The following is a 12,433-nucleotide window of genomic DNA, read 5'->3' as shown; positions in this document are numbered from 1 at the left end:
GTCGAAAATTGATAGCCCTTTCTCACTAGATCTTATTTTTTTATAGAGAATTCTTCACAAAAAAGACTGGTTTATTCTATTCAATATTTACTATTTTCAGTTTTTATTCTTCATTGGACAAAAAAAAGAAAGGCACGCAGCGCCTTTCTTTACGAACTTACTTCATCATAATGATCTTTAGAAAGCAGAACTTCTCTAGGCTTGCTTCCTTCGTATGGACCAACTACGCCCCGGTCTTCCATTGCATCAATCAATCTCGCAGCTCTCGTATACCCTACTCTGAAGCGTCTTTGCAGCATCGATACAGATGCTGTCTGCATTTCCAGAACTAACTGAACAGCATCATCATAAAGATCATCATTGACCTCTTCCTTTACTTCTGCTGTTTCGCTCGGAATCATTTCCTCCTGATATTGAGCTCTCTGCTGAGAAATCACATAAGATACAACGTGCTCGACTTCTTCATCTGATAAAAATGCTCCCTGTACCCTTACTGGTTTTGATGCCCCTACCGGAAGAAACAGCATATCCCCGCGTCCAAGCAGCTTCTCTGCCCCGCCCATGTCAAGAATCGTTCTGGAATCTGTCTGGGACGAAACGCTGAAGGCAATTCTTGATGGTATATTTGCTTTAATAACACCCGTAATAACATCGACAGAAGGACGCTGGGTGGCAATAATTAAATGAATGCCCGCTGCCCGCGCCATTTGTGACAGGCGCGTGATGGAATCTTCCACATCTGAAGAGGCTACCATCATCAAGTCTGCGAGCTCATCCACAATCACAACGATATAAGGAAACTCCGGATTTTTCGTTCCTTCTTCTAAATTTGATCTTCTAATATACTCATTGTAGCCTTCAATATTTCTTGTCCCTGTATGAGAGAAAAGTTCATATCTTCTCTCCATTTCATTTACTACCTTTTTTAATGCCTGAGATGCTTTTTTCGGATCTGTAACGACTGGCGCTAATAAATGCGGGATTCCGTTATACACATTCAGCTCTACCATCTTAGGATCAATCATCATCATTTTCACTTCATGAGGCTTTGCTCTCATCAGGATGCTTGTAATGATGCCGTTGATGCAGACACTTTTACCGCTGCCTGTAGATCCGGCAACAAGAAGATGAGGCATTTTGTTCATTTCGGCAAGAACTGCATCCCCAGATATATCTCTGCCGAGTCCCATAAGAAGCTTAGCCTCCGGACGGTCATTTGCTTTCGATTCAAGCACTTCACGCAGAGATACCATAGCAATCTCTGAATTAGGAACTTCAATACCAATTGCTGATTTTCCTGGTATAGGCGCTTCTATCCGAATGTCTTTGGCAGCAAGTGCAAGTGCTAAATCATCACTAAGATTCACAATTTTACTTACCTTTACGCCCACATCAGGATAAACTTCATATTTCGTTACAGCGGGACCTAGATGAACTTGTGTTACTTTCGCTTTTACCCCAAAGCTCTGAAATGTTTTTTCGAGCTTGCGTGCATTTTCATATATGTTCTTTTTATCCGTTTGCTGACTGTTGACCTTTGGCTGTGATAAAAGATCAAGGGATGGCAGCAGATACGATTTATTCTCTACTTCAGTGAAAGTAATCGGCGGTACTGCCGGCTCATCGGCAGTTTCAGTTTCAGCCTTCTTTTTAGGAGTTCTTACAGGGGGCTCAGGCTTATCCTGTTCCTGATCAAATGCTTTAATTTCAAGGTCATCCCGGTCTGCAAAACTTGAAATAATCGGCTCAATATGAACGATTTCAGCTTCTTCTTCCTCATCAGGTTCCTCTTTATGCCTTCGCTCTTTTTTATCTTTTTTAGGTTTTGAGGTTTCAGCTTTTTTTGCATTTTTTATTGATTGAGGGAGGTTTTTCATATCTTCGTAAAAGGCAATGGCCTGCGTTTTCATAAAACGCAGAAATGGCGCAATGATTTTGCCGAGTGTTAAACCGAGAGATCTCCCAGTAACAAGCACAATTCCTATTAAGATCAGAATAAATGAAATGATTCGTGATCCCGCTGCTGCAAATAAGTAATAAGATGCTGCAAAAAGAATGGCTCCAATCATTCCGCCCCCAAGATCAGGGGTTCTTATCTGCCCGTTAACCTCCATAAAAAAAAGTTCCCACGTGTTGGTTATGACGCTCGGTGAAGAGAGCGCCCCTTTTTTTGTAAGCATCTGAAACAGCGTGACATGACTGAGAAGCAAGATAGCAGAAAGGATACAATACAAACCTACTATCTGTCTTGAAAATAAAGACGGCCATCTTCTGTTCCACATGACATAACCGGAAAGAACAAGCATGCCGATTAAGGCTGCCATATACCATTCACCAATAAAAAATCTGAACAAGTAAACGAACGTTTTTCCGACAAAGCCTAAATTTGAAATCGCAATCAGGGAAATAGCCAGAAGAACTAATCCGATTAATTCAAACTTCAAAGTATGCCGCCAATCATCTGTTTTTTTCTTTTGTCTCCGTTTTTGTTTTGCCATTAGTTATCACCTATGTATTAAATTTGCTAATGGCTGATTTCGCATAAATTGCTGTGAATCAGTCCCAGCATTTCCGTTTATGTTGAGCTTTTTGCATATAAAAAGCAGAGATATCATTATTGACTTTAAAATATCCAGAAGCCGGTTTTTAACATAGACTGAAACAGCAAAATTTCACGAAAAAAGCCTTTATAAACAAAGAAAGCAGCCAAATGCAGGCTGCGGACATGTTTGTGTAAAATTAGTATAGCATATTATGAGGAAAACGAGAATGTCATAGAAATTTTTTGTCCCGGAGAGTACTGCTCGTTTAGAAAATCCTGCGGATCCGTACTTAAAAGCCGGACAATTTCATATTGATTCTGTTCGGTCTGTCTGACAACCATTTGCAGTCCATTCATTTCGATGGTTGAAACACTCTCAAAATCAGCAGTTTGTACAGGGAATATGAGCTCTTCAGGCATGGATGTGTATAAAATCATTGCAGCATTTGCTCCTCGCCGGATTCGTCTTTCTTTCCAATCATTTCATTTAACTTCATGATCGCCTGGCCAACACCGCCGACTCCGTCTATAAGCCCGTAATCTACTGCGTCATTGCCGACAACATTTGTCCCGATATCCCGAGTTAAATTTCCTTTTGAAAACATGAGTTCTTTAAACTTTTCTTCAGTAATATTTGAGTGTTTTGTTACAAAATTAACAACCCGATCCTGCATTTTGTCCAAATACTCAAACGTCTGCGGCACTCCGATGACTAAACCAGTTAATCTGACTGGATGTATCGTCATAGTTGCTGTTTCTGCTATAAAAGAATAGTCGCAAGAAACCGCAATTGGCACGCCAATTGAATGCCCCCCTCCTAAAACAATTGAAACAGTAGGCTTTGATAAAGATGCAAGCATTTCAGCTATTGCAAGACCTGCTTCAACGTCTCCGCCAACAGTATTAAGGACAATAAGGAGGCCTTCTATTTTTGGATTTTGCTCAATGGCAACGATTTGCGGGATGACATGCTCATATTTAGTCGTTTTATTTTGGGGAGGAAGCTGAATATGTCCTTCTATCTGCCCGATGATCGTCAGGCAATGAATTCTTGCATCCTGGGATAATTGCGGGACATTTGTCTGTCCAAGCTGCTGAATTTTTTCAACTAGAGAAGGTTCCTTCCCCTCTTGTTTATCCCCATTCTGTTCTGAATTTTCCTGTATGTAGCGGGAATCTTTGCTCATGTTGCTTCACCCTTCCTTTCATCAATGTTTTTATTATTCGCAGGTGTCCCTGAAAACATTCGAAAGGGGTAAAAATTAGGTCCTTTACAAAAAGGAGCCTTTAAAAAGGCTCCTTTTGTTTAGATTTCCATGATGATCGGTAAAATCATCGGTCTGCGCTTTGTTTGTTCAAATAAGAAACGATTCAGCGCCTCGCGGATATTTAATTTTAAAGCAGACCATTCAATTCCATGGCCCTGCATGCTTTTTTCAACAATTTCAGTTACCATTTCAGAAGCTTTTAAAATAAGTTCTTCTGATTCCCTGACATAGACAAATCCTCTAGAAATAATCTCAGGTCCGGAAATCATTACTTTTTTAGAGCGATCGAGTGTAACTACAACAATGAGAATGCCGTCTTGAGAAAGAAGTCTCCGGTCTCTCAGCACAATGTTTCCAATATCGCCAACGCCCAATCCGTCTATCAGAACATTCCCTGAAGGCACTTTAGATATAGATTTAACTTTATGCTGTGAGAACTCAATCACATCGCCTTTTTCAACAACGAAAATATTCTCATTTTCTATTCCGGCAGATTTAGCAAGTTTAGCATGTGCTTTTTGCATTTTGTACTCGCCGTTAATCGGAATAAAGTATTTTGGCTTCATCATATTCAGCATCAATTTTAATTCTTCCTGGCTGCCGTGTCCTGATACATGGATTTGCTTTTGTCCGAAAATGACATTGGCACCAGCGCGGTAGAGTAAATCGACTGTCTTAGAAAAATGAAGCTCATTTCCTGGAACAGGTGTCGCAGAGATAATAACTGTATCATCTTTTTCAATTCGGATTTGTTTATGCGCGCCTTTTGCCATACGGGTTAATACAGTGAGTGGTTCTCCCTGATGACCTGTTGTCAGAATCGCTACTTCATTTTTAGGATATTTATCGATATCTTGGACGGGTATGATTAAATTTTCACTTTCAGTGATGTATCCTAAATTTTTTGCAATTTCATAAACATTTTTTATTGAATTTCCAAGCAGGACTAGTTTTCTCTTATTATCAGATGCAGCTTCAATCACCTGAACGATGCGGTTGATGTTTGATGCGTAAATCGCTACAATCGTTCTTCCATTTGCATTGTACATAGCATCTGTTATCTCATGCCCCACAACGGTTTCAGAAGCTGTAAAGCCTGGCCGTTCAGCATTTGTACTGTCAGACAGAAGGCAAAGGACACCTCGCTCTCCGATCAAGGCCATTTTGCCTAAATCAGAGCTTGTATTAAGCACAGGAGTTGTATCAAATTTAAAATCTCCCGTGTGCACAATCGCTCCCAGTGATGTATGGAAGCATACTCCGACTGAATCAGGGATGCTGTGAATCGTTCTGAAGAAAGATACATTCACGCCATCAAAATCTAAAACAGTGGTGGAATCAACTTCCTGATAATCTGTTTTTTGTTTCGGATTTAGTTCTTTAACTTTTTGGGACACTAAAGCAAGAGTCAGTTTTGTTCCATAAACCGGAATGGACAGATGTCTCAGCACATAGAAAACGCCGCCAATGTTCTCGTCGTGACCATGTGTTAAAAAGATGCCCTTCACCCGATCTGCATTCTCCCGCAAGTATGTAATGTCAGGAATGACCATATCAATCCCTAACATCCCGGCTTCTGGATACATTAATCCAGCATCAACGATAAAGATGTTATGATCGATTTCAATGACATACAAATTCTTGCCAATTTCTCCAACTCCGCCTAGGGCAATAATCTTGATGTTTTCTGTCTGTTTATTCAATTAGTAATCCTCCCTGAACCCGTCCAATACAACTAATGCTTATTATAACTGATGAAAGAAATGGAATACAAGGAAATAATCTCTTGCGGCTGAAATCTAAGCAGGAAATGAAAAGAAAATGAGGAAATATTCATATATTGATGTAAAAAAGGACCAATCTATGATTGGTCCTCTGGTTTTAGATGGAAGTGATAACATTCGTCAGTTCATTTCTTTCCGTTTCAGTTAATGAGATGAGCGGCAATCTTACAGGTCCGACGTCCAGGCCTTTAAGCTGAAGAGCCGTTTTAACCGGTACCGGATTAGGGGCTTTAAATAGCTGCTTCATAATGGGAAGCAGCTTACGATGAATGGCGCCTGCTCTTACATTTTCACCCGCGTTAAAAGCTGTGATCATTTCCTGCATTTCATTGCCGATTACATGTGATGCTACAGAAACAATCCCCGCACCCCCGATTGAAAGAACAGGAAGTGTTAAGCCGTCATCTCCAGAATATAATGCAAAGTCCTCTGGAGTTTTTGAGATAATTTCAGACATTGCATCCAAATCACCGCTCGCTTCTTTCACAGCGACCACATTTGGAAGCTCTGCAAGGCGGACAATGGTATCAGGAGAAATACTTACTGCTGTGCGTCCCGGGACATTGTAAATCATTACAGGAAGCTCAGTTGCCTCTGCAATGGTTTTAAAATGCAGGTATAGCCCTTCTTGATTCGGCTTATTGTAGTAAGGTGCTACAAGCATAACTGCGTCAACTCCTGCAGCTTCTGCCTTTTTTGTAAGGTTGATTGATGCTTTTGTATTGTTGCTTCCCGTACCGGCAATAACAGGCACTCTGCCGTTCACTTCAGAGACAACATGCTTGAATAATGCAATCTTTTCTTCTGATGTGAGTGTAGGAGATTCCCCAGTTGTTCCTGCCACAACTAATGAGTCAGACCCATTCTTAATTAAAAAATTTACAAGCTGTGAAGTTTTAGCAAAATCAATGTTTCCATTTTTATCAAATGGGGTTACCATAGCTGTAGATATCTTACCAAAGTCAATCATTGTGACACTCCTTTTTTATCCTCTTCAAGTCTTTCAGCTAGTTCGAGAGATCGAACGCTTCATGAAGAGCGTTTACTGCATTGATCATATCCTCTTCTTTTACCAATACCCAAATTGTCGTATGACTATCTGCGGATTGAAGAATTTGTATTCCCTGTTCAGACAATGCCGTTACAATTTTTGCAGTTACACCGGGCACTCCTGCTATTCCCGCTCCAACTGTAGAAACTTTTGCACAATGTCTTTTGACGGATGGTTCATAATCCATGCCTCTTAATATTTTTATGGCATCGTCCGTTACTTCTTCAGCAACTGTATAAATGACAGATCTTGGCGTAATATTGAAGAAATCCACGCTGATTCCTGCACGCGCCATTGATTTAAATACCTCAGTCTGCACCTCGTATTGACCTTCTTTGGCAGATACATGGATCTGTGTGACATTCGACACATTGGCGATTCCGGTGATCAGTCTGTCATTAATATCACTGCCCAAATTTTCCGAATGATGGGATGTAACAAGTGTACCAAGGCCTTCGGAATAGGTGGAGCGGATTCTGATTGGAACTTTTGCCTGCATCGCAATTTCAACAGCTCTGGGGTGAATAACTTTTGCACCCTGATAAGCCAAGTTGCAAATCTCAGTATACGTTACTGTTGTAAGAGGCTTTGCATTTTCAACAATTCTTGGATCTGCGGTCATGACACCTTCTACATCTGTGAAAATATCAATAAATTCTGCTTCAAGTGCCGCTCCCAGCGCTGCTGCGGAGGTATCGCTTCCGCCCCTGCCGATGGTTGTTATATCTCCGCTCTTTGTAGCTCCCTGGAAGCCTGCTACTACAACCACGTCATTGTGATCAAGTTCCCTTCTAAGACGTTCGCACCTCATATCAAGGATTTTTGCATTTGTATAATCTTCATTTGTTAAAAATCCTGCCTGCGCTCCGCTCAGTGAAGATGCTGAAATTCCTTCTGACTTCAGCATGCTTGTGAAAACTACGGAAGAGATGGTTTCTCCGCAGGATAACAGCATATCCTGTTCCCGCTTTGAAATCGAAGCTGTTCCGCCGTATAGAAGATTTAAAAAGGAATCTGTCGCGTACGGGTCTCCGTTTCTGCCCATTGCTGAGACGACTACTACCACTTTATACTGCTCTTTTAATGCATCTCTTATATGTTTTAAAGCCATTTTCCGGCCGTGATCATCTTTAACAGATGTTCCGCCGAACTTTTGAACGATTATTTTCATCCTTACACCCCGACTCTATACGTAAGAGAAGAGAGCAGGTAATATGTACCCTCGCTCTCTTCGATCCTGCTTATACTAATTTCAATTTTACTAGGCTTTCTGCAATTTGAACGGAATTCCATGCTGCGCCTTTTAAAAGATTATCAGACACGATCCATAAATGGAAGCCGTTTGCACGATCAGGATCTTTGCGGATACGTCCTACAAACACATCATTTTTTCCTACACAGTCGGCAGGCATTGGATATGTTTGTGTATGCGGATCATCCTGAAGAGTAACTCCTGGTGCATCTTTTAATAATTCATGAATATCTTTCACGCTGACAGAATCCGAATCAAGTTCAATGTAAACAGATTCAGAATGACCAGTCTCTACCGGAATTCGCACGCACGTAGCTGCTATTTCAAGATTTGACATGTGCATGATTTTTTTCGTTTCATTCATCATTTTCATTTCTTCGAAAGTAAAACCATTTTCTTCAAACTTGTCAATTTGAGGAATCGCATTAAAAGCGATCTGAAAATGCTTTTTGTCCCCTTTTACAGGCAGAATTTCAGGAGTAAACTCTTCGCCTTTCAAGATTGCTTCCGACTGAGTTTTCAGTTCTTCAATTGCAGCGGCGCCTGAACCTGATACAGCCTGGTATGTCGATACGATTACTTTGTTTAAGCCATGAGCCTGACGCAAAGGTTCAAGGGCGACAACCATTTGTATGGTAGAGCAGTTTGGATTGGCAATAATGCCGTTATGTTCGTTTAAATCTTTCTCGTTTACCTCCGGAACAACAAGCGGAACATGCTCATCCATGCGGAAGGCACTAGTATTATCAACAACAATTGCCCCGTGCTTGACAGCTTCAGGAGCAAATTCTTTAGAAACACTGCCGCCTGCGCTGAAAAGTGCAATCTGTACGCCTTTAAAGCTGTCAGGGCTTGCAGCCTGAACTTCATATTCCTCTCCTTTAAACATCACTTTTTTGCCGGCTGATCTTGCAGAAGACAATAAAGTCAATTTAGAAATAGGAAAGTCACGCTCTTCCAACGTCTGCAGCATTTGCTGTCCGACCGCGCCTGTTGCGCCAAGAACAGCAACATGATAACCATTTGTATTCATACATCAAAACTCCTTCCGCGATTATCCGTATACTATCGGATTAACTTCATATCATATTGCGTATTAGTTTATCATAGACTAGGTGTATTCATTATTCAACCATGATTTTTCTTGCCTTCTATTCTACCAATTAGCAGGCTATTCGTCATCACGAAATTTTTCAATGATTACCGGCTGAAACTGCGAATGCTCTAATGCTGCTTCCACTGTTTCCAATAATAAGTCCATTTTGGCAACTAAAGAATTTGGCTTTTTAAATGGAGCATCCTGGCCAAATGGAATAAAATATATATTTTTTGCAGCCATCAGCTTCATTAGATTCGCCCCATTTAAACCAAGCCCGTCATTCGTAGAAATGCCAAGTACAACCGGCTTATGGTTTCTTAAAGTAGCCTTCGCAGCCATCAGCACCGGTGATTCTGTCATGGCATTTGCAAGTTTGCTCATTGAATTTCCTGTCATCGGAGCAACAACCATGCAGTCAAGCGGAATTTTCGGTCCAAGCGGTTCGGCTCCTACAATTGAATCAATGACTTTATGACCTGTCAGCTCTTCAATCTTTTTTATCCACTCTTCCCCTTCGCCAAATCTTGTGTTTGTAACTTTTACCGTATTTGTGACGACAGGCATCACATCTGCTCCTTCGTCAATCAATCGTTTAATCTGCGGATAAACTGCATCATATGTGCAGTGAGACCCTGTCAATCCAAATCCGATTCTTTTGCCATTAACCTTCATGATGATGACCCCTTCCTTTTGGAGAATTCCTCTGTAAGCAGCGCCGCCAATACATTCGCCACAATCTGACCGGCCGTTTTCGGGGCAACTATTCCCGGAAGACCCGGTGCGAGCAATGCTTTTATGCCCCTTTTTTCAGCATATTTAAAATCCGTTCCTCCCGGCTTTGATGCAAGGTCAATAATCAGTGTGTGGGCAGGCATTTTAGAAATCACTTTTGCCGTCACGATGTGATAAGGAATCGTATTAATGCAGATATCTATTTGAGAAACTTCATTTTCAAGATCCTCAAGCTGAAAGGACTCAAGCCCCATTTCAATAATTCTTGCAATATGCGAAGACTTTCTTGCTCCAACCTTCACTTTTGCTCCAAGTGCCGAGAATGTACGGGCTACGCTCATTCCTACACGTCCAAGTCCAAGTACAGCAATTCTAGAACCGTGAATCGTAAAATCAGTGTGCTGAATAGCCATCATAATTGTTCCTTCTACGGTCGGAATGGAATTGTAGATCGCTACATCATCTCTTTCAAAAAGCTGAACAAGTTCCCGGTTCGATCCATCAATTATTCCGTCTAAGTATGAATTGCTGATTCCAGAATAAATGATGCAATGAGGAGGTGTTCTTTTGATGATTTCCTCCGTTAACACTACTTCTTCATTGGAGAAAATTGTATCGACGTGCCCCTCTAAATTCGTTCCGGGAACAGGCAAAATAATGACATCTATTTCTTCAAAATGCACTTCAGCAAGCTTCAATTTCGCGGCTCCGGTAAATCCATGATCAAGCTGGTCAAAGCCTACTAAAAAAAGCTTTGCATCTAGTTCCGTCAATTTCCGGATGACCTCCAGCTGCCGAGCATCTCCTCCAATGACTGCTATATTAAGCCCTGTTAACATACGACCCTTTCACCTACTTTTTCGCGATGTATATATTCATATTTATTGAATCCTGAGTGAACTTACTTAAACATCTTATGTAAAATCAGCAAGCGGGGTGATAGACTTTAACGCATATTATTGTGAGACCTGAAATTGAATTGAAATCAGCGGCGAATAACTTAAGCCCAGGAAAAATAAATCATTTTTCAGGCAGGCACTTTGAAGCTGATCCCATCAAAAAAAGCGATTGGCGTCCAATCGCTTTTACTCTAAAAGTTTTATTTGATCATCTTCTATGTCTAGAATAATCATATCGGTGCCGATCTTTTTTATGTGAAGCCAGGGTACTCTGATTTCATTTCCCTGCTTTCTGAATCCGAACCATTTTACTGATGGAATGACAAGTGCAGTTATTTGTCCGGTCTGCTCATTAATTTCCAGGTCCGTCTGTCCTAAAATTCCTAATCTCTCTGCTCTTTTCACATCCACAATTTCTTTCCCGCTAAGCTCGCTCAGCCTCATGAAATCACCATCCTTTTTATCATATATATCCATTTGGACACAAAAAAGACCTGCAGGAAGATGCCTGCAGGTCTTGACTGATTATTGTTTTAAGGCAGAAGGAAGCTTTCCGTCCGGGCTGATCAGAGCAATGGAGTAATCATCTGTAAATAATTGTTTTGCAAGAGCATTGACATTATCTTCAGTTACTTCATTTATCATTTCGATCATTTCATCCAGGCTGCGATGGCGCCCAAGAAGGAGTTCATTCTTACCGTTTCGGCTCATGCGGCTGTTTGTGCTTTCTAAGCTTAGCATCAAATTGCCTTTCATTTGTTCTATGCTGTTTGTGAGCTCTTTGGCAGTTATGCCTTCTTTTTTTAATGTAGCAAGCGTTTCCTGGATCGTTTCAAACAGAACATCAAGCTGTGCACGCCCTGTGCCTCCGTAAATCGTCAGCATGCCATTATCCTGATATGAGGAGTGATAGGAAAAGACTGAATAGGCAAGTCCTTTTTGCTCACGGACATCCTGGAACAGTCTTGAGCTCATGCTGCCGCCAAGAACGTTGTTTAATACGATTAAATCATAGATTTTTTCATGTCCGACTTGAAGTCCGTCAAAACCGATGCAAAGGTGAGCCTGCTCAGTATCCTTTTTGCGCGCAAGCTTCTGATTCATGAATGCCGGTGCACCGACTTCAGTTCCCTTTTGAGACGTTTCAAACGAACCGAATTGTTTTTCAACTTCTGAAATAAAGCTCTCAGAAATATTGCCTGCTACAGAAATCACAACATTCTCCGGAGTATAATATTGATCCATATACTCTCTTAATGTGTCGCTTTCAAATTTGGCAAGCGTTTCTTCCGTTCCTAAGATCGGATAACCAAGAGGATGATTACCGTATGTAGCTTTGCTGAGCAAATCATGTACGATATCGTCAGGAGTATCTTCATACATTTTAATTTCTTCATATACAACATTTTTTTCTTTTTTCAGTTCAATATCATCAAACGTTGAGTTGAAGAACATATCTGCAAGGACTTCGAGCGCATAATCTGAATGTTCATCAAGCACCTTCGCATAATAGCATGTATATTCTTTGGAAGTAAAAGCGTTTACTTGCCCTCCGATGCTGTCAAATGATTCAGCTATTTCACGTGCTGATCTTGTTTTTGTTCCTTTGAAAAACATATGCTCTAAAAAGTGAGAAATCCCATTGTTTTTTTCATTTTCATTTCTTGAGCCTGTTCCAATCCATACCCCAATTGCAACCGATCTAACATGAGGGATATTTTCGAGCACTATTCTTACACCATTTTGGCATGTATACTTTTTAATCAATCTTTTTCCTCCTATCTGTAAGCTCCATGGATCTGATGA

Annotated in this window: 11 protein-coding genes; all 11 read right to left on the bottom strand. The window is 40.9% G+C overall.

The window, feature by feature from the left end:
- Positions 1–149: 149 nt before the first annotated feature.
- The 11 genes from QLQ22_RS11320 to QLQ22_RS11270 all read right to left on the bottom strand — a co-directional run bounded on the left by QLQ22_RS11320 (position 150) and on the right by QLQ22_RS11270 (position 12,394).
- A complete protein-coding gene (locus QLQ22_RS11320; protein WP_223442455.1) occupies positions 150–2,498 on the bottom strand; it encodes an FtsK/SpoIIIE family DNA translocase in 2,349 nt (782 codons plus the stop codon).
- Positions 2,499–2,752: 254 nt separating this feature from the next.
- Positions 2,753–2,980, bottom strand: coding sequence for a YlzJ-like family protein (locus tag QLQ22_RS11315; protein ID WP_284016640.1), 228 nt, complete (start codon positions 2,978–2,980; stop codon positions 2,753–2,755).
- A complete protein-coding gene (locus QLQ22_RS11310) occupies positions 2,977–3,708 on the bottom strand; it encodes a ClpP family protease (RefSeq protein WP_420828864.1) in 732 nt (243 codons plus the stop codon). The genes QLQ22_RS11315 and QLQ22_RS11310 overlap by 4 nt, the downstream gene beginning before the upstream one ends.
- Positions 3,709–3,848: 140 nt before the next feature.
- Entirely contained in the window at positions 3,849–5,513 is a 1,665-nt protein-coding gene (locus QLQ22_RS11305; RefSeq protein WP_223442448.1) for a ribonuclease J, read from the bottom strand.
- 178 nt (positions 5,514–5,691) lie between these two features.
- The gene (dapA, locus tag QLQ22_RS11300) at positions 5,692–6,564 is read right to left on the bottom strand and encodes a 4-hydroxy-tetrahydrodipicolinate synthase (RefSeq protein ID WP_284016639.1); all 873 of its coding nucleotides are present in this window, start codon (positions 6,562–6,564) and stop codon (positions 5,692–5,694) included.
- 37 nt (positions 6,565–6,601) lie between these two features.
- Positions 6,602–7,816: an aspartate kinase gene (dapG, locus tag QLQ22_RS11295; RefSeq protein WP_284016638.1), complete on the bottom strand. Its 1,215-nt coding sequence runs from the start codon at positions 7,814–7,816 to the stop codon at positions 6,602–6,604.
- Positions 7,817–7,886: 70 nt separating this feature from the next.
- On the bottom strand, positions 7,887–8,930 hold the full coding sequence (gene asd / locus QLQ22_RS11290; protein ID WP_223442445.1) for an aspartate-semialdehyde dehydrogenase: 1,044 nt from the start codon (positions 8,928–8,930) through the stop codon (positions 7,887–7,889).
- Between the two features lie 138 nt (positions 8,931–9,068).
- Complete coding sequence (dpaB, locus tag QLQ22_RS11285) at positions 9,069–9,668, bottom strand: dipicolinate synthase subunit B (RefSeq protein WP_223442444.1); 600 nt, start codon at positions 9,666–9,668, stop codon at positions 9,069–9,071.
- Positions 9,665–10,567, bottom strand: coding sequence for a dipicolinic acid synthetase subunit A (dpaA, locus tag QLQ22_RS11280; RefSeq protein WP_223442441.1), 903 nt, complete (start codon positions 10,565–10,567; stop codon positions 9,665–9,667). The genes dpaB and dpaA overlap by 4 nt, the downstream gene beginning before the upstream one ends.
- 246 nt (positions 10,568–10,813) lie before the next feature.
- Positions 10,814–11,071 carry a YlmC/YmxH family sporulation protein gene (locus tag QLQ22_RS11275; RefSeq protein ID WP_223442438.1) on the bottom strand — a complete coding sequence of 86 codons (258 nt, stop codon included), beginning with the start codon at positions 11,069–11,071 and terminating at the stop codon, positions 10,814–10,816.
- Positions 11,072–11,152: 81 nt separating this feature from the next.
- Positions 11,153–12,394 carry a M16 family metallopeptidase gene (locus QLQ22_RS11270; protein ID WP_252208628.1) on the bottom strand — a complete coding sequence of 414 codons (1,242 nt, stop codon included), beginning with the start codon at positions 12,392–12,394 and terminating at the stop codon, positions 11,153–11,155.
- Positions 12,395–12,433: the final 39 nt, after the last annotated feature.

The sequence above is a fragment of the Metabacillus hrfriensis genome (assembly GCF_030127205.1).
Lineage (GTDB): Bacteria > Bacillota > Bacilli > Bacillales > Bacillaceae > Bacillus_P > Bacillus_P dongyingensis.
The sequence above is the reverse complement of the archived record's forward strand: the minus strand, read 5'-3'. Positions and strand labels throughout refer to the sequence as shown.